Source organism: Deinococcus sp. KSM4-11 (assembly GCF_004801415.1).
Taxonomy (GTDB): domain Bacteria; phylum Deinococcota; class Deinococci; order Deinococcales; family Deinococcaceae; genus Deinococcus.
Genome location: NZ_SSNX01000010.1, coordinates 24,541 through 42,496 on the forward strand (window position 1 = coordinate 24,541; position 17,956 = coordinate 42,496).

A 17,956-nucleotide genomic window follows, 5' to 3' on the forward strand; every position below is an offset into this window, starting at 1 on the left:
ACGTCGCCCCGGGGAGTGTGGCGGTGCAGGCACAGCGTGGCGGTCTGGCCCACCTGCTCAGTCCGGCGGGGGCAGCAGGCCGGCGTCAGACCAGCCCCCGTCGATCATCAGGGTGTGGCCGTTGACCATTGAGGCCTGCGCCGAGGCAAGAAAGAGCACGGCGTCCGCCACGTGCTGCGGCAGGCCGACCTGACGGGTCGGAATCACTGCACGCCAGTGCTCGTCGTAGCGGGGATCGTCGCTGCGGTTGCGGACGTTGCTCGTCGCGCCGATCCCGAGGGCATTCACGGTGATGCCGTGGCGGCCCAGTTCACTGCCGAGGGTGCGTGCCATATGCTGCAGGGCGGCTTTCGTCACGCCATACGCGGCGAAGCCCGGCAGGGCCTGCGTGCCGGTCACGGAACTGGAGAAGATGATCCGCCCGCCGCGGCCCCCCTGGATCATGGCCCGCGCGGCCGCCTGCGCGGCGAAGAATGATCCCTTCAGGTTGAGGTTCACCACGGCGTCGAACGCCGCCTCGGTGGTGTCCAGGAAGGGCGCGTGGTGCGTGAGGCCCGCGTTCGCCACCAGCACGTCCAGGCGGCCCCAGCGCGACGTGGCCAGCGCCACGAGCTGCGCCGTCTGATCCACCCGCGTCAGGTCGAGCTGGCACAGTGCCGCCTGCCCACCCGCCGCCTGGATCTGCGCCTGCGCGTCCAGGGCGACGCCGGGACCGGCATGGTACGACAGCAGCACGCGCGCGCCCGCCCGGCCGAGGGCCACGGCGATGCTCGCGCCGATCTCTGCGCTGGCGCCCGTGACGATGGCCACCTGATCCGTGAACGGCATCCCGGTCACGGCCCCTTCAGGGCGGCGAGAATGGCGTCCGGGTCGTAGACGCAGCCGCCCCAGGTGCCGCCGCTGGCGTTCTGCAGGGCCGCCCACAGGCGCGTGTCGTCCGGCAGATTCGGGTCGGGCCGCAGGTCAGGGCGCGGCGCCCGGCCGGCCAGCACCCGCGCGCCCTCCTCGGCGCCCCAGGTCGTGTCGCCGTGCCCGATGAGGTTGACCGTGCCCTCCAGGCGGTGCCGATCCACCACGATCTCGATGAGGTCGCCGTCGAGCACCTTTCCGATTGGGCCGCCTGCCAGGGCCTCGGGGCCGACGTGCCCGATGCACGCCCCCGTCGACACGCCCGAGAAGCGCGCGTCGGTGATGACGGCCACGTGCCGGCCCCACGGGAGGTACTTCAGTGCGGACGTGATCTGATAGATCTCCTCCATCCCGGCCCCCAGCGGGCCACGGCAGATCAGCACCAGCACGTCTCCGGCGCCTACCGTGCGGTCACCGGTGCCCTTGATCGCGTCGATCGCGGCGCGTTCGGTCGTGAAGACCCTGGCCGGGCCGGTCTTGCGGTAGATGCCGTCGGCGTCCACCACGGACGCGTCGATGGCGGTGCTCTTGATCACCGATCCCTGCGGCGCGAGGTTGCCGGTGGGAAAACACACGGTGCTGGTGAGGCCACGGGCCCGCGCCCGGTCCGGGGGAAGGATCACGTCATCCGGGTCGAGGCCGTCACGGGTTCGCATGGTGTCGCGCAGCTGTCGGCGCCGCGCGGAATGCTCCCACAGGTCGAGGTTCTCGCCGACCGTGTGGCCGGTGACGGTCAGGCATTCCTCGTGCAGCAGCCCCAGGCGGCGCAGGTGGAGCATCACCTCCGGCACGCCCCCGGCCGTGAAGGCCAGCACCGTGGGGTAATCGTCCGGGCCGTTGGGCAGCACGTTCACCAGCCGGGGCGTGGCCCGGTTGATGCGCGCCCAGTCCTCCACGGAGGGGCGCGGCAGCCCGGCCGCGTGCGCGATGGCCGGAAGGTGCAGCAGCAGGTTGGTGGATCCGCCGAAGGCCGCGTGTACGGTCATGGCGTTCTCCACCGCGTCCGGCGTGAGAATGTCCCGGGTGCTCAGGCCGCGCGCGTCCAGGTCGAGGACGGCCCGTGCCGAGCGCCGCGCCATGTCCAGCCAGATGGGCTGCCCGCTGGGCGCGAGGGCGGAATGCAGCACGGACAGCCCGAGCGCCTCACCGACGACCTGGGTGGTGGCGGCCGTGCCGAGGAACTGACAGCCGCCGCCGGGCGTGGCACACGCGCGGCACCCGGCCTCCGCCGCTTCCTGCAGCGTGATCAGGCCGTGCGCGTAGCGGGCGCCGAGGGTCTGCACCTTGCCCGCATCCTCTCCACCGTCGGCCGGGAGGGTCACGCCGCCCGGCACGATCACGGTCGGCAGATCCGGGAAGGACGCCAGGGCCATCAGCATGGCCGGCAGCCCCTTGTCACAGGTGGCGACGCCCAGCACGCCGCGCCGGTTGGGCAGGGACCGGATCAGGCGGCGCAGGACGATGGCGGCGTCGTTGCGGTAGGGCAGGGAGTCCATCATGCCGGTGGTGCCCTGCGTCCGGCCGTCGCACGGGTCGCTCACGTACCCGGCAAACGGCAGGCTGCCCTGCCCGCTGAGTTCCTCGGCGGCGGCCTGCATCAGCAGCCCCACCTCCCAGTGCCCCGTGTGGTAGCCGAGGGCGACAGGTGTGCCGTCCGGAGCGCGGATGCCGCCCTGGGTCGAGAGGATCAGCACCTCCTTGCGGTTCAGCTGGGCCGGGTTCCAGCCCATGCCGGCGTTCTGGCTGAGGCCGAACACGTCGCCGGACGGGCGCGACAGCAGCATCTCCGGCGTGAACGGCAGTTCTCCGGCCGGGCCGGGCGCCCGGGTCTGGACGTCGTGCACGCTGAGGTCGGCGGCGGGTGGCGAGGAATCGTCAGGCATAAAGGTGCCGCCCGAGCGACCGCGCGGACGCGGCGCGCAGGAGAGGGGCCGACCCGCTGGCGTCACGTGCCAGCAACGAAGCAGGAATGCCGTGGGGGTTCACGCTGGCATCGTAGCCCCCAGCCGCCCCGGGTGGCCCGGCAGGGGAGGGGGAGGCCGAGCCGGACTCCATTGCAGGGGCTCTCTACCGCCTGCCCGATGGCATGGTCACGGCAGGAACCGCTGAGGGGGAGGTTCGACACCCGCGCCAATTCTCTCCAGACGGAGTGCGGGCCGTCCCTGAGCCACGTACCGGCCCTGCCGGGCGTTCCTGGGGCAGGAACAGCATTCACCGGGCAGGATCAAATAAAATGAAATCAATATTCATTGGTTGAAATTCACCACCTTCTCGTTCACAGGAGCTGCCCATGACGACGCCCACCGACGGACTGACCATCACGGCCCCGCTGAACCCCGGCTACGAGGAGATCCTGACGCCCGAGGCGCTGGACTTCGTGACGGCGCTGCACCGCCGCTTCGACGCCCGCCGCCTCGAGCTGCTGGCCGCCCGCGAGGCCCGGCAGATCCGGCTGGACGCCGGGGAACAGCCGGACTTCCTGGCCGAGACGGCGGGCGTCCGCGCCGGCGACTGGCAGATCGCGCCGCTGCCGGATGACCTGAAGGACCGCCGCGTGGAGATCACCGGTCCGGTCGACCGGAAGATGGTGATCAACGCCCTGAACAGCGGCGCCCGGATGTTCATGGCCGACTTCGAGGATGCCAGCAGTCCCACCTGGGAGAACTGCGTGGAGGGTCAACTCAACCTGCGTGACGCCGTGCGCGGCACCATCAGCCTGGAGCAGGGCGGCAAGAGCTACGCCCTGAACGAGAGGCGGGCCACGCTGCTCGTCCGGCCGCGCGGCCTGCACCTGCCGGAAAAACACGTCACCGTCGACGGCCAGACCATGAGCGGATCGCTGTTTGATTTCGGTCTGTACGCATTCCACAACCTGCACGCGCGTCTGGAACGCGGCACCGGCACGTACTTCTACCTGCCGAAACTGGAAAGCCACCTCGAGGCACGCTGGTGGAACGAGGTGTTCACCTTCGCGGAGGACACCCTGGAGGCGCCACGCAGCATCATCCGGGGCACCGTGCTGATCGAGACCATCGTGGCCGCCTTCGAGATGGACGAGATCCTGTACGAACTGCGCGAGCACTCGGCGGGCCTGAACTGTGGCCGCTGGGATTACATCTTCAGCTACATCAAGAAATTCCGCACGCGCAGCGACCGCATCCTGCCGGACCGGGCCCAGGTGACCATGGCCACGCCCATGATGCAGAACTACAGCAAGCTGGCCATCCAGACCTGCCACAAACGTGGCGCCCCCGCGATCGGCGGCATGAGCGCCTTCATTCCGGTGAAGAATGACCCGGCGGCGAACGACCGCGCCTTCGCGCAGGTGCGCCTGGACAAAGAACGCGAGGCCACGAACGGTCACGACGGCACGTGGGTCGCGCACCCTGGCATGGTCGCCCTGGCCACCGAGGTCTTCGATGCGCTGATGCCCACCCCCAACCAGATCGGCAGTGGCAAGCAGCACGACGTGCACATCACCGCCGCAGACCTGCTGACCCCGCCGGACGGCACGGTGACGGAGGGGGGCGTGCGGACGAACATCAACGTCGGCATCCAGTACCTGCACGCGTGGCTGCAGGGCCGGGGAGCGGTGCCCATCCACAACCTGATGGAGGACGCCGCCACCGCCGAGATCAGCCGCGCGCAGCTGTGGCAGTGGCGCGAGCACAACGTGACCCTCGACGATGGCCGCACCCTCACCCCAGAGCTTTTCGATGCGCTGTATGCCGACGAGGTGCAGCAGCTCGGCCCGGACTTCGAAGCGGCGTCCGCCCTGTTCCGCCGCACGGCCACGCAGACGCCCCTGATGGAGTTCCTGACCCTGCCCGGCTACGCCCAGCTCGCGTGACGCCGACGGCCGGGCAGTCGCCTGGCGCTGGAACTGCACGATGACCACGACGTCAAAACAGAAACCGGGCCGCGCCAGAACCGGCGAACCGGCCAGCGTCCGGACGCTCGAACGCGGCCTGCTGATCCTGGTGGCCCTGAAGGAATTCGGCCGCGCCCCACTCGGACAGCTGGCCCGGCAGGTCGGCCTGTCGTCCAGCACCGCCTACCGTCTGCTCGAGACCCTCCGCCAGCAGGGGTTCGTGGAGTGGGACGGGCCGTCGGGCGTGTACAGCGTGGGCCTGCGCGCCTATCAGGTGGGCCTGGCCTTCACCGAACGCAGCGGCCTGATCCACAGCGCCCATCCCGAGATGGAAGCGCTGGTCGGACGGCTGAACGAGACGGTCAATCTGGCCGTGCTGCACGCTCCCGAGGCCATCTACGTGCATCAGGTCGAGGGGCGGCAGCTGGTCCGGATGTTCGCGCGCCAGGGCGACAGTGCCCCCCTGCATGCCTCGGGGGTGGGCAAGGCGCTGCTGGCGTGGCGCCCGGACGCCGACCTGCTGGTGGGCGAGGAGCCCTTTGTGAGCTATACGCCGCACACCCAGACCACCCTGGCGGCGCTGGTGGAGGAACTGGCCCAGGTCCGCGACCTCGGCTACAGCATCGACGACCAGGAGCGGGAACTCGGGGTGCGGTGCGTGGCCGTACCCGTCCGCGACCACACGCGGGCGGTGGTGGCTGCCCTGAGCGTGTCGGCGCCCACCGCCCGCCTTCCCACCGACCAGATCCCGGAGGTGGCCAGCCAGCTCGTCCGGGCCGCCGCGCAGATCTCCCTCCGCCTGGGGTGGAGGTGACGACTGGCAGTGCCATGGGCTGCCCGAGTCCGAGTTCCGATCGATCCGAGCTGTGCACAGGAAACTGAACCAATCCGGATCCCCTCGATAGAACGGTCGCCTTGACACCTACCTACAGGTAGGTAGATACTCTGTGGCGTGACCGGTCACCCCGCTACCCGCGAGCGCATTCTGGACGTGGCGCAGCACCTCGTTCAGCAGCGCGGCTTCTCTTCCGTCGCGTACCGCGACATCAGCACCGCCCTGGGAATCCGCAACGCCAGCGTCCACCACCATTTCCCCAGCAAGACCGACCTGGGCACCGCCCTCGTCCAGCGGTACCGTGCCCAGATCGAGCGACTGCTGACGCACCTGAGCGCCACCGAACCCTCCCCGCTGGGCCGCCTCCGGGAGTACCTCACGGCGTACCAGGGTGTCATTCACGAGGACGGCCGCATCTGCCTGTGTACCCAGTTGATCGCGGAGGATTGCGTGTTGCCCGCGACCATCCAGCAGGAACTCGGGGCGTTTTTCACCTTCAGCGAGGCGTGGCTGACGGCGACCCTCGATGAAGGGCGTCAGCAGGGAGACCTGCAGTTTGCCGGTTCGGCTGCCGACACGGCCCTGACCTTTCTCGCCACCATAGAAGGAGCGATGCTGATGGCCCGCGCCACCCGCAGTCCACAGCGGTTCCACGCTGTCACCCAGCGCGCCCTGGCCACGCTCTGCGCCGCCCCTTCCCGGAGTCATTGATGTCCCACACTGCTGATCAAGCCCGCCGTCTCCTCGCCCTTCACACCCAGCCTGAGATTCTTGTCCTCCCCAACGTCTGGGACGTCGTGTCCGCCCAGGTGGTCGCGGCCACCCCCGGCGTTCACGCGCTCGCCACGGCCAGCCACTCCATCGCCTCGACCTTCGGGTACCCCGACGGGGAACAGATTCCCCTGGAGCTCCACCTGGACATGGTGCGCCGGATCGTCCAGGCGGTCTCCATCCCGGTCTCCATGGATATGGAAGCCGGCTACGGCAACCCCGGGGACACCGCGCGCCGCGCCATCGACATCGGCGTGGTCGGCGGCAACCTCGAAGACGCCATGCGTCCACTGGGAGAAGCGGTCGCTGCCGTGCGCGCCGTCATGGAGGCGGGGCGGGCGGCCGGTGTGGACTTCGTGCTCAACGCCCGCACCGACGCCGTGGTGCGCGCCACTCCCGAACAGACCCGCTCGCAGGTCATCGCGGAGGTCATCACGCGTGGCCGCGCCTTCCTCGAGGCGGGCGCCCCTGTCGTCTTCGTGCCGGGCCTGGTGGCCCGCGACGAGATCCAGGAGGTCAGCGACGCCTTCGGGCCGCAGAAACTGACCCTGATCAGCGTGCCCGGGGTCAGCCTGCCCGCCCGTGACCTGCAGGCCCTGGGCGTCGCCCGCCTGTCTACCGGTCCCTTCACGCAGCGCGTCGCCCTGACCGCCCTGCAGGACGCTGCGGCGGAGATCGTCGCCGGGGGCACCCTGCCCGCCACCACCCGCCCGCTGAACTGAGCTGTCCGAGCCACACCCTTCTCCAGGAGGTTCCACCATGCCCACGATCACCACGACGCACCGCCACGCGCCCAGCACCGAGCTCTACTACGAAACCTATGGCGAGGGTCGCCCGGTCGTCCTGATCCATGGCTGGCCTCTCTCGGGCCGCATGTGGGAACCGCAGATCGATGCGCTGCGCCACGCCGGGTATCAGGTCATCGCGTATGACCGCCGGGGCTTCGGTCAGTCCGGCAAGACTGCCACCGGCTACGACTACGACACCTTCGCCAGCGACCTCAAGGACCTGATCGAGGCCCTGAAACTGGAGGACGTGACCATCGTGGGCTTCTCGATGGGCGGGGGGGAAGTCGCCCGCTACGCCGGCCTGTACGGCACGGAGCATCTTCACAGCGCGGCGCTGATTTCCTCGATCGCGCCATACCTGCTCAAGACCACGGACAACCCCGACGGTGGCCTGAGCGAAGCGGACGTGGAGGGCATGGTGCAGGCGGTGGCCGGGAACCGCCCGCAGTTCCTGGCGGGCTTCACGAAGAACTTCCTGAACTGGGATGACGGCGACGTGGCGCACCGGCTGGGCGACGAATTCCTAGACTTCACGGCGTCGCTGTACTTCCAGGCCTCCCCGGTGGCGACGCAGGCGTGTGTGCGGGCGTTTGGCACGACGGACTTCCGCGCTGATCTGGCCAGGCTGACGGTGCCACTGCTGGTCGTGCACGGCGACAGCGACCGGATCGTCCCGCTGGAAGCGAGCGGGCAGCGCGTCCCGCAGTACCAGCAGGGGACCGAGCTGCACGTGATGAAGGGAGCACCACACGGCCTGAATGCCACGCATGCTGAAGACTTCAATTCGATCCTGCTGGCCTTCCTGGCCCGCTGAGCACAGGAATGCAGGGGCCACGCGACGATGGCCCCTGCGGATCATTGACGGAACGCGCGGCCACGTCTGAATTGTCATAAGCACTCCGGCCTTTCACCGATTCTGGAGGGCCGGGTTGTCAGGCCTTTGGTCAGGTCGCCAGGAAACCGCCATCCACCGGCAGGGTGACGCCGTGAACCATGCGGGCCGCGTCGCTGAGCAGATACGCCACCGTCTGGGCGACGTCCAGAGGTTCGGCAAAGTGTCCCAGCGGAATGCGCGCCAGCATCGGCCCGCTCCTGGCGGGATCACCCCACGCCATCCGGCCCATGGGCGTCAGGGTCACGGTGGGGTTCACCGCATTCACGCGGATGCCGTGCCGGCCGAGTTCGATGGCCATCACGCGGGTCAGCTGGTCGAGGGCGCCCTTGGACGCGCAATACGCCGCATGATCGGGCAGCCCGACCGTCGACGACTGGCTCGACACGTTCACAATGGCACCAGGGGTACCACGCGCGATCAGCCCACGTGCCACCTCCTGCCCGAGGATCAGGGGTGCCCGGACATTCACGGCCATCGTCCGGTCGAACGCCTCGGGCGTGGTGTCCAGAAAGGATTGCAGGATCGAGATGCCGGCATTGTTCACCAGCAGATCGATGGGGCCGGCAGCGTCGGCCGCGTCCCGCGCGCCCTGGGCCGTTTCCAGGTCGGCCACGACGGCCAGGCAGCCGTGGTTCTGCGCCAGGGTAGCAAGATCCTCGGCGCTGCGGCTGACAGCGACCACCTCGGCCCCACAGCTCGCCAGGAAAGCGGCGATTTCCCGGCCGATGCCCTTGCCGGCGCCGGTCACCAGCGCACGCCGTCCACTGAAGTCGAAGTGCACGCCTGCCCGGGTTCCACCATCGCTCATACCCGCATTCTGCGCGCCTGGCCCACCTGCCTGTGCTGACGCCGAGCAAGGCGGGTTCCCTGGAAGACGTTCCTGACCCACTGGGGCGCTCGCCCCGCTGGGCCGCACTCCTGCGCTGCTGATGTCGTTCCCGCTCGGGTGCGCGAATCGACTCCGCCAGATGATCCCGGTGTTGATGTACACGAATTTACATGTCCACAGATTGACACGTTGACGGCCAAGTACGGTGAAGAGATCCCGAGAACTCTGTGCGGACGGTGTGGGTATAATGAGATATCCATGAGTCTGTTTCTGACCCCAGCGGCCCGCCGCCACTACCTGCGCCGCTGCATCCGCATCAGCCTTCTCAAACGCTGGCCGCTTGTCGCTGGACTCACTGTGGCTGCCCTCGGGCTCGGCGTGCTCATCACGGCATCGTGGATCATGGGCACAGTAACGGCCCTGCTGGCCGTGCTCCTGACCTCGGCGGGCGTTGCGGTGAGTTCCGTGCAGCGACACCGGCACGACCTGTAAGCGGACGCTCCCAACCCACGTGATCGGTCGCCCTTGGCCGGCCTCAGGCAGGCCGCTTGGGCAGGGTGAAGGTGAACGTCGCGCCCTGTCCTGGCGCTCCCGTCGCGCTGACAGTGCCCCCGTGCCGCATGATGATGCGCCGCACCGCTGACAGGCCGATCCCCGTGCCCTCGAACTCATCCTGACGGTGAAGCCGCTGGAAGATCCCGAACAACCTGCTCGCATAGGCCGGGTCGAACCCCGCTCCATTGTCCCGGACATGGATCGTCCACTGCTGCGCGTCCTCCTCAGCCCACACCTCGATCACCGCCGGCTGGCGACCGTGGGTGTACTTCACCGCGTTATCCAGCAGGTTGGTCATCACCTGCTGCAACATCACGCGGTCGCCCTGGACATGCGGCAGCGGGCCAATCCGCCAGTCGACGGGCCGCACCAGAATCTTTGGCCGCACGTCCATCTGCGCCTGCGTCATCACGTCCGCCAAATCCACGCTGCCCAGGATCAACTCGCGCCGTCCGGTGCGCGAGAGGGTCAGCATGGCGCCGATCAGGGCCTCCATGCGTTGGGCGCCCTGCTCCACGATGCCCAGAAACCGGCGCGCTTTGTCTGGATCGTCCAGATGCTTCGCGGCCAGCTGCGCGAAGCCCTGCACGTGCCGCACTGGGGTCATGAGATCGTGTGACACGCTGTAGTTGAAGGCTTCGAGTTCCTCGTTGGAGGTCTGCAGGGCCGCGCGTTCCTCGGACAGCTCGCGGGTGCGGGCGTCAATCCGCTGCTCCAGGGTCCGGTTCATCTCCCTGATGGTGGCCTCGGCCTGCTTGCGCCCGGTGATGTCGCTGAAGATGATGGCGACGTGCCGCTCGTGCGGCTCTCCCACCCGGAAGGCAAACACGTCGTAGACCCGTCCGAGTTCGGCGGCGGCGTGTTCGACCCGCCTGGCCTCGCCGGTCATGGCCACGTGTCCGTACAGGTCGAACCAGTACGCCTCAAGATCGGGAAAGATCTCCCGCACGGTATGCCCAATGACGCCCTCGAAGCCCGACTGCCGCGAGAAGGCCGGGTTCATGTCGAGATAGCGGTAATCCACCGCGTTCCCGTGCGGGTCGAACAGCATCTCGATGGTGCAGAAGCCCTCGTCCATGGACATGAACAGGGTGCGGTAGCGGGCCTCGGACGCGCGCACCGCCGCCTCGGCACGTGCACGCTCGACCGCCGCGTAGACGCGTTCCCCCACCTCGCGCACGAGTTCGAGCTCGTCCTCCGTCCATTTCCTGGGCTGGGTGGCCGACACACACAGGGCTCCGACCAGCCGTCCATCTCGGAGGAGCGGCACGCCGACGTACGCAGCAATCCCGTGCGCCACCAGGGCGGAACGCTCGGCTGGCAGGATGCTGTCTGCAACCTGGGTATCGTCGATGCTCGAAGAATTCCCCCGGGTCAAGGTGGCCAGGATCCAGCCGACGTCCGACATCGGGTTCTTTCCTGCCAGAGACCCCGGATTGCGGTACACCCAGTTCCCCGTCACCTGCGCGGTCTCCGGGCCCCCGTCGGCCTCGGCGAAGAACGCACGGTCTACGTTCAGGGCCTCGCCGAGCAGTCGACACGCCTCAGCGGCCACAGCGGCTGGGTCGGTCAGTGGCCCCAGCGTGTCGCTGAGGTTGAGCAGGAATTCGAATCTCGATCGTGGTGCCCGGGCGCGGTCATCAGAGGAGGCGGGCGCACCAGGCTCGGGCATTACTCCACTCTATCGGCAGGGCCCAAGCCGTGGGTACACCATCAACTACAGACCATGTGCTCACGTCACTTCTGAACACGCCCTGGGTGGGGTCGTCCTGCCCGACTCGGAGAGTCGGGCAGCAGGTAAGGGAAGGGACTGGCTCCTTCAGAGTCGGGCGCGAGGAGGGGCCTAGGGCGTCAAGGGACTCGTTCCGGACAGTCGAGTCCGAACCACGTCGGCCCGTTCTGGCCGTGCCAGCAGGTAGCCCTGCACCCGTTCACAACCCATCTCCGTCACGCCCGTCAGCTGCGCCCAGGTTTCAACGCCTTCTGCCACCACGTTCAGATGCAGGGAGTGGGCGAGGGCGACGATGGCCTGCACCACCCGATCCGTGCTGTCTGCCTGCCCCAGTCCCTGGATCAGGGATCGGTCGATCTTGACGGTCGTGACCGGCAACTCGAAGAAATAACTGAGGGCCGTGTTGCCCGCCCCGAAGTCGTCGATCGAGATGCCCACTCCCAGGGCCCGCAGTTCCCGCATCTTCTGCGAAATTGACGTCAGGTCCTGCAGCATGATCCGCTCGGTCAATTCCAGTTCCAGCCAGCGGCCGTCCAGGCCATACCGTCCCAGCAGATGGCGCACATCGTCGACGAAGCCTGGACGGGCGAACTGCAGCGGCGAGACATTGACGGCGACCAGGGCGGGAGCCACACCCTGGCACTGCCACTCCGATTGCTGGCGGCACACCTCGTTCAGCACCCACGCTTCGAGTTCGATGATCTGGCCACTGTCCTCAGCGATCGGAATGAATTCCGCCGGCGAGATCTCTCCCAGTGTGGGCGATGACCACCGCAGCAGGGCCTCCAGAGACGCCAGCTCGCGCGTGCCAGACGAGAAGAGCGGCTGATAGACCACGTACAGTTCATGATCGGTCAGCGCAGTGCGCAGACGGCTGGACACCTCGGCGCGCGCCTGGACTGCGCTGTTCATCTCGGACGCGAAGTAGCAGATGTTGTTCTTGCCCCCGTGCTTGGCCCGGTACATCGCCGCGTCCGCCTGCTTGTGCAGGGCGGCCGCATCGAGTGCCGTGTCTGGGTACAGGGCAATCCCGATGGACGCGGTGACCCGGGCCGCGTGTGGCTCGACGTGGATGTCGCGGCTGAGTCCGGCCAGTATCCGTTGGGCGACGGTGGCCACTTCCGCCACCTCGCTGACCTCGGTCAGCAGCACGATGAACTCGTCGCCGCCCAGGCGGGCCACGGTGTCACTCTGCCGGGTCGCTTCCTGTAACCGGCGGGCCGTGACCCGCAGCACCTCGTCGCCCGCCTCATGCCCGAGCGTGTCATTGACCAGTTTGAATCCGTCCAGATCGAGGTACAACACCGCCAGCCGGCGGTGGTACCGGGCGGCCGCGGCCACCGCCTGACCCAGCCGGTCACCGAACAGCACGCGGTTGGGCAGTCCTGTCAGGGCGTCGTGCTGGGCCAGGTGCGCCAGGTGCGCGCGGCTGAGTTCCAGTTCCGCCGTCCGCGTCTGTACGGTGTCCTCGAGGGTCAGCGAGAAGGCCAGCAGCTGCTCGTTGGCGGTGTGCAGCTCTGCCGTGCGAGCGGCCACCCGGAGTTCCAGGTGCTGGGTCGCCCGGTGCAGGTCGCGGGTCAACGCGGCGTTCTCGGCAAAGGCGGCCGCCTGTCTGACCAGCACCAGGGTGATGACCAGCAGGGTGCTCCACAGAACGCCCCGCCCCGTGAAATCGACGGTGCCGTCCATCACCGTGTCCAGCAGGAGTAGGGCGGCGGCCGCGACGGCCAGGTAGGGGCCGGCCGTGAGCACCGTCCAGTTCAAGGCAGGGGCACTGTGGGCACTCTGGTGGTGCTCACTCCGGAGGACAGCGGCCACACCGAACAGGAGGGCACCTCCCCCCCAGAACAGGTCAATGGGATGGCCCGGCACGTAGGCCTGCGTCGCCGTCAGTTCGGCAAACCCGGTGTCCGCCACGATGAAGGACGTGAGCGCCGCTGCCATCGTGACGGTGACCTGGCGGGGAAGCTGGTGGTGACGGGCCAGCAGCAGCAGCAGCAGGCACAGCAGGAGCAGGTCGGACGATGGATACGCCAGCGCGATGGTGCCAGCCAGTGGCTGTGTCCGGTAGGCCATGACGAGGTCTGCCAGCAGAAACCGCCACGAGAACACCCCGGCGGCCGCAGTCATGATGCCCACATCCAGGCCCAGCCGCAGCCAGCCTGCGCGGCTCAGGGCGGGACGGGGAAACAACAGCAGGGCCGCGCCGACGAAAGGTGGGAACAGCAGAAACAGGGCGTCGGCCATGCTGGGGAAGGGCGCCACCTGACGAACCACCTGCAGGTAGGTGAAGATGACCTGCGCCACGCCGAACGCGAGCAGGCCGACGCTGATGCAGTTCCACGCGGCTACCTCTCGCGTGGAGGTGACCCGCCGGGCCGTGCGCGTCGAGAAGGCGGCGGCGGTCAGGAATGTTGGGACATACAGCAAGCCCGCCAGAAACGGCTGGAGGTCCGCTGGCCCCCACCTGAACAGCATCCATGAGGCGTGCAGCAGGCCGAGCAGCGTCAGCAGTCCGAGCGGGACAACGCGGTTCGACTTCAGCATGGGCACCTCCTTTCACCGTGGCGCTGGGCAACGCCGCCGGACACAGGCTAGTGGGCCACCCCTGGCGGAACCCTTACAGCGGCGCCAGGGCGGCCCGATCACCCGTCCGGCAGTCACCGGGCCACGTCCGAGTCGGGCCGGTCAGAAACGGCCTCCGGTCAGGCCACCGGATGCCGTTCCGGCGTGGCGACCGCGGGGGTGCGACGGGCGCGTTTCCTGGCGTACATCCGCTGGTCACTGAGATGCAGCAGACCCGGGCTGTGGTCGGCATCCTGAGGAAAGGAGGCGACTCCGGCACTGACGCGCACCGCAATGCCGGTCTGCTGTGAGGCCAGGGCGACCGCGTCCTCTAGTTCCAGGAGAAAGCTGTCCTGATCGTGGAGATAGAGGGCGGGCGCGATGACCGTGAATTCGTCGCCTCCGATCCGGTAGCCGCGTGCCGTTTCTCCCAGGTGGGTGATCAGTGCGGTGGCCACCTGCTGCAGGAGTGCGTCTCCCTGCAGGTGGCCATGAAGATCGTTGATCTGCTTCAGGTTGTCGACGTCGACCATGACGACCGAGAAGCTCTGCCGACCCTGCTTCGCCTGGCAGAACGCCGCCTCGAGGTCGCGGTCGAACGCCCGACGGTTCCCCAGTGCCGTCAGTGGATCGGTGTGCACCGCCATCTGGAGCGTCGTGTTGGCTTCGAGGGCCAAGGCATACTTGTGCTCGATGTCGGCCAGGCGGACGGCCGCGGCGGTGGGGTCGACCGTCGTCCCCGTTGGAGACGCCTGCCGCTCTGCCGTCGTCATCGACTCCCGGTGGATCAGCAGATCCGGCAGCTGGTCGTCGACCTCGACCGGGCCGGTCAGTGGCAGCAGCCCGGTGGCATGCAGGGCGAGCAGGGCGTCCACGATCTCCGGCTGAAAGTGCCGGCCCCGTTGGGCCTGGATTTCGGTGAGCACATCTGGCAGCGTCCAGGCGGCCTTGTACGGCCGGGGATGTGACAGCGCGTCGTAGACGTCCGCGACGGCCACGATGCGCGCCATGGCCGGGATGGCGTCGCCCCGCAGGCCTGCCGGGTAGCCGCTCCCGTCCCAGCGTTCATGGTGGGCCAGGGCAATCTGCTCGGCCATCTGCAGCAGGGGGGATTCCCCGCCGCTCAGGATCCCGGCCCCGATGGTGGTGTGGCCCTGCATCTGTGCGAACTCGTCGGCCGTGAGCTTGCCGGGTTTCTGCAAGATGAGATCGCTGATGCCGATCTTGCCCACGTCGTGCAGCCGCGCCGCCACCCGGAGGATGGCGACGTCGTCCGCAGCGTAGTGAAGCTGCCGCGCCAGCAGGGCCGCGACATGACCGACCCGCAGGGTGTGCTGTCCGGTGACGTCATCGCGGTATTCGGCCGCGAGGGCCAGGCGCGTGACCACCTCTACCTGCGTCAGGGCCAGGCGGCGCGTCTGGGTGGCCACCTTCGCCTCGGCGTCGAGGTGCGCCTGCTGGGCGATGGCCGTCTGCAGGTGGGACACCGCCGCCTCATGGTGGGCGCGTTCCACGTCGAACTGCACGGTAAGCTGCATGGTTCGTCGGTCGCGTTCCTGCGTGAACAGTTCCTGTTCCAGAATCCGGAGTGTCCAGAGGTGTCCGGCCGCCGCCTCGTGGGCGCCACCCGACTGTTCGACCCGGGCGAGGAGTTCATGAATCCGCGCGGTCTGCTTGACCGATCCCAGATCCGTCGCGAGGGTCAGGGCCTGCTCGAGGAACCCGCGCGCCTCGCCGTGACGACCGCGGAATACCTGCACCTCGCCGAGGCCCAGGCGCGCGTCGAGTTCGCTGTTCTGGTCGCCCAGTTCACACGCAATCTCCAGCGCCTGCTGAAAGTGCTCCAGCGCCTGCTCGGTGTTGTCCTGCAGCAGCGCGGCCCGGCCCAGCCCATGATGCGCGCAGCCGGTCAGGTAGCGCATGCCCAGCGTCTCCGAGACGTGCAGCGCTTCAGCGAACCGGGCTCGCACGTCGTCCGGGCGGTTGAGGTTGAGCAGGGCCTCCGAGACGTTGTTCAGGCAGTACGCTTCCAGGTTGTGCAGGCCGTGGTCGCGCGCCACCTTCAGGGCCCGCTCGTTGTACTCGTAGTTCTGCTGGTGGTCCCCGAGTTCCTCGTACACGTGACCGATATTCACCAGGCAGTGGGCACTGGTGGCGGGGTCGTTCACGGACTTCAGGAGATCGTACGCCTGCGTCAGGCTGGCCAGGGCGGCGGTGAGGTCATGTCGCGCCAGGTGGACATGGCCGATGTTGTTCAGGCACTGCGCGGCACCGAGGGGGTCACCGAGGGCCTGGCGGATCTGCAGGGCCGCGCCCAACTGCTGCAGCGCCTGATCGGGGCGCCCGGCGCTGTTCGACAGGGCCGCCTGATGGTTGAGGATCGACGCATTGAGGGCGGCGTCCCCGACGGCGGTCGACAGCTCGAGCGCCTCGTCGAGAACGCCCCCCACCCGGTCGAGGGCGCCCAGGTCACGCAGCACCATGCCCCACGCGAGCAGGGCGCTGGCCTGCGCCGCCTGCTCACCGAGGGTGGCGTACAGGGCCAGCGCCTCCTGCAGATGCTGCTCGGCCCGGTAAAGCTCCCCCAGACGGTGGCGTGCCCGGCCGAGCAGGAGCTGCGCGCCCGCCACGCCGGACGGGTAGCCGAGATCGGTCGCCAGCATCAACGCCTCTTCACCCGTTGCCGCCGCCCGGCCGGGGGAGGCGGCGAGCAGCGCCTCGGCGGCGCCGAGCAACGCATCGACGGTGGTGGGGGTGGGCTGGGCCGATGCGGGCAGATCGGTGGCGACGTACATGGGAGGCCTCAGGGCAGGGTGGTCGTCTGAATGAACGTGCCGACGTCGAGCCGGAGCCTCACCTTGTTGCCGTAGGCCCTGTTCACCGGCCGGATATCCCTGGCCGTCTCCAGAAGCGCCGTGAGCAGGACTTTCGGATCGACCTTGAGGCGCTGACCCAGGGCCAGGGCCACGGCGCCAGCCACCATGGGGGAGGCCATGGACGTTCCACTCCAGTACGAGAAGTAATTGCCGGGCACCGGACCCCACACCGTTTCCCCGGGCGCCGTCACGTCGAGCTTGTCGCCGTAGGTGGAGAAGGAAGATTTGCGGTCACTGTTGTCGACGCTGCCGACCCCAAGGGTCTTTTTCCCATCGGCATCCCTGGCCGGCGCCGTGATCCTGTCGTCGCCCGAGTTGCCGGACGACGCGATCACACTTACGCCCTGATCGGTCGCGAACTTGATCATGCGCGCGATTACATCGGACTTCTCGGTCGAGCCGAGGGACAGATTGATGATCTGGGCGCCGTGCACGACTGCGAAATTGATGGCCTGCGCGATACTCGTCTCGTCCCCGCTGCCGTCGGGCCTCAGCGCGCGGATGGGCATGACCGTCGCGTGCGGCGCCATCTGAAGGACGATTCCGGCCACGCTGGTGCCATGCCCAAAACCGGGGTCACTGAAGCCGCCGCCTTCCTGCGGCACGGCGTCCCCGTCCACGAAGTCCCACTGGTCGCCCGGAGCGGCCAAAGCCCCCTGGAACATCTCGTGCTTGAGATCGATGCCGCTGTCGATGACGGCGACCTTGACGCCCTTCCCGAGGTTTGGGGCGGCCTTCCACGCGGCCGGCAGGCCGATCTGCGTCCAGGACGTCGTGTTCTCGGCAATGCCGCCCACCGCCCCGGAACCGCCGCTCCAGATGACGGCGCGGCCCCCACTCCAGATCACGGCCCGGCCGCCGCTCCAGATGACGGCGCGGCCGCTCGCGTCGATCCGGGTGGCCTGCCCCGACCACGCGCTGGACGTGCCGCTCGCATCGTAGACATCGGCGTTCGGCTCGACGGTCACGGTGGCGCTGCCCACGGACTGGGCCGCCAACGTCTGGCCTGCCTGGTGGGACATGCCCAGCACCGCGAAGCCCGATTCCGGGTGCCACACCACGACCTGACCGCCATAGCGATGCTCGATGTCCGAGCGGGAGTCCGTGTTCGCCACCGACACGAGTGACGTGTACGGGTACGCCGCTGGTGCCGCCGACGTGGGAAGTTGTGAGCAGCTCACCAGCAGCGTCAGGGTGACGGTTGCTAAGACGGAAATAGGGTTGTGGAACATGTGGTGGCCTCCGCGGTTCTAGGATTCAGGGTCATCCACGTGCCTGGTGAGTCATGACAAGCCGAAGGCGACTGGGGATACCGACCACTGTGCTCTGT

Annotated in this window: 13 protein-coding genes; 6 read left to right on the top strand and 7 right to left on the bottom strand. The window is 68.3% G+C overall.

What is annotated here, in order from left to right; all coding sequences use genetic code 11:
• Positions 1–57: 57 nt before the first annotated feature.
• Positions 58–828: an SDR family NAD(P)-dependent oxidoreductase gene (locus tag E7T09_RS20045; protein WP_136391076.1), complete on the bottom strand. Its 771-nt coding sequence runs from the start codon at positions 826–828 to the stop codon at positions 58–60.
• A gap of 5 nt (positions 829–833) precedes the next feature.
• Positions 834–2,792: a YjhG/YagF family D-xylonate dehydratase gene (locus E7T09_RS20050; protein WP_136390988.1), complete on the bottom strand. Its 1,959-nt coding sequence runs from the start codon at positions 2,790–2,792 to the stop codon at positions 834–836.
• Between the two features lie 407 nt (positions 2,793–3,199).
• Here E7T09_RS20050 and aceB point away from each other — a divergent pair, with 407 nt between their 5' ends.
• From aceB to E7T09_RS20075, 5 genes are all read left to right on the top strand, one after another.
• Entirely contained in the window at positions 3,200–4,759 is a 1,560-nt protein-coding gene (aceB, locus tag E7T09_RS20055; protein WP_136390989.1) for a malate synthase A, read from the top strand.
• Positions 4,760–4,799: 40 nt separating this feature from the next.
• Entirely contained in the window at positions 4,800–5,594 is a 795-nt protein-coding gene (locus tag E7T09_RS20060) for an IclR family transcriptional regulator (protein WP_136390990.1), read from the top strand.
• 138 nt (positions 5,595–5,732) lie between these two features.
• Positions 5,733–6,326 carry a TetR/AcrR family transcriptional regulator gene (locus tag E7T09_RS20065; protein ID WP_136390991.1) on the top strand — a complete coding sequence of 198 codons (594 nt, stop codon included), beginning with the start codon at positions 5,733–5,735 and terminating at the stop codon, positions 6,324–6,326.
• Complete coding sequence (locus E7T09_RS20070; RefSeq protein WP_136390992.1) at positions 6,326–7,108, top strand: isocitrate lyase/phosphoenolpyruvate mutase family protein; 783 nt, start codon at positions 6,326–6,328, stop codon at positions 7,106–7,108. The genes E7T09_RS20065 and E7T09_RS20070 overlap by 1 nt, the downstream gene beginning before the upstream one ends.
• Before the next feature lie 37 nt (positions 7,109–7,145).
• Complete coding sequence (locus E7T09_RS20075; protein ID WP_136390993.1) at positions 7,146–7,988, top strand: alpha/beta fold hydrolase; 843 nt, start codon at positions 7,146–7,148, stop codon at positions 7,986–7,988.
• 130 nt (positions 7,989–8,118) lie between these two features.
• On the opposite strand, the gene E7T09_RS20080 is transcribed toward E7T09_RS20075, so the two are convergent.
• On the bottom strand, positions 8,119–8,877 hold the full coding sequence (locus E7T09_RS20080; protein ID WP_136390994.1) for an SDR family oxidoreductase: 759 nt from the start codon (positions 8,875–8,877) through the stop codon (positions 8,119–8,121).
• 279 nt (positions 8,878–9,156) lie between these two features.
• On the opposite strand from E7T09_RS20080, the gene E7T09_RS20085 reads away from it, so the two are divergent.
• Positions 9,157–9,390, top strand: coding sequence for a hypothetical protein (locus E7T09_RS20085; RefSeq protein ID WP_136390995.1), 234 nt, complete (start codon positions 9,157–9,159; stop codon positions 9,388–9,390).
• Between the two features lie 43 nt (positions 9,391–9,433).
• Here E7T09_RS20085 and E7T09_RS20090 read toward each other — a convergent pair whose 3' ends face one another.
• The 4 genes from E7T09_RS20090 to E7T09_RS20105 all read right to left on the bottom strand — a co-directional run bounded on the left by E7T09_RS20090 (position 9,434) and on the right by E7T09_RS20105 (position 17,858).
• Complete coding sequence (locus tag E7T09_RS20090) at positions 9,434–11,125, bottom strand: ATP-binding protein (protein WP_136390996.1); 1,692 nt, start codon at positions 11,123–11,125, stop codon at positions 9,434–9,436.
• Positions 11,126–11,296: 171 nt separating this feature from the next.
• The gene (locus E7T09_RS22555) at positions 11,297–13,732 is read right to left on the bottom strand and encodes a bifunctional diguanylate cyclase/phosphodiesterase (protein ID WP_136390997.1); all 2,436 of its coding nucleotides are present in this window, start codon (positions 13,730–13,732) and stop codon (positions 11,297–11,299) included.
• Between the two features lie 158 nt (positions 13,733–13,890).
• Positions 13,891–16,545 carry a diguanylate cyclase domain-containing protein gene (locus E7T09_RS20100; RefSeq protein WP_136390998.1) on the bottom strand — a complete coding sequence of 885 codons (2,655 nt, stop codon included), beginning with the start codon at positions 16,543–16,545 and terminating at the stop codon, positions 13,891–13,893.
• An 8-nt stretch (positions 16,546–16,553) separates the two neighbouring features.
• A complete protein-coding gene (locus E7T09_RS20105; RefSeq protein ID WP_136390999.1) occupies positions 16,554–17,858 on the bottom strand; it encodes a S8 family serine peptidase in 1,305 nt (434 codons plus the stop codon).
• Between the last annotated feature and the right edge of the window lie 98 nt (positions 17,859–17,956).

Coding starts and splice junctions, on each gene's coding strand:
- E7T09_RS20045 (WP_136391076.1), bottom strand. CDS start 828: ATGCCGTTCACGGATCAGGTGGCCATCGTCACGGGCGCCAGCGCAGAG.
- E7T09_RS20050 (WP_136390988.1), bottom strand. CDS start 2,792: ATGCCTGACGATTCCTCGCCACCCGCCGCCGACCTCAGCGTGCACGAC.
- aceB (WP_136390989.1), top strand. CDS start 3,200: ATGACGACGCCCACCGACGGACTGACCATCACGGCCCCGCTGAACCCC.
- E7T09_RS20060 (WP_136390990.1), top strand. CDS start 4,800: ATGACCACGACGTCAAAACAGAAACCGGGCCGCGCCAGAACCGGCGAA.
- E7T09_RS20070 (WP_136390992.1), top strand. CDS start 6,326: ATGTCCCACACTGCTGATCAAGCCCGCCGTCTCCTCGCCCTTCACACC.
- E7T09_RS20075 (WP_136390993.1), top strand. CDS start 7,146: ATGCCCACGATCACCACGACGCACCGCCACGCGCCCAGCACCGAGCTC.
- E7T09_RS20080 (WP_136390994.1), bottom strand. CDS start 8,877: ATGAGCGATGGTGGAACCCGGGCAGGCGTGCACTTCGACTTCAGTGGA.
- E7T09_RS20085 (WP_136390995.1), top strand. CDS start 9,157: ATGAGTCTGTTTCTGACCCCAGCGGCCCGCCGCCACTACCTGCGCCGC.
- E7T09_RS20090 (WP_136390996.1), bottom strand. CDS start 11,125: ATGCCCGAGCCTGGTGCGCCCGCCTCCTCTGATGACCGCGCCCGGGCA.
- E7T09_RS22555 (WP_136390997.1), bottom strand. CDS start 13,732: ATGCTGAAGTCGAACCGCGTTGTCCCGCTCGGACTGCTGACGCTGCTC.
- E7T09_RS20100 (WP_136390998.1), bottom strand. CDS start 16,545: ATGTACGTCGCCACCGATCTGCCCGCATCGGCCCAGCCCACCCCCACC.
- E7T09_RS20105 (WP_136390999.1), bottom strand. CDS start 17,858: ATGTTCCACAACCCTATTTCCGTCTTAGCAACCGTCACCCTGACGCTG.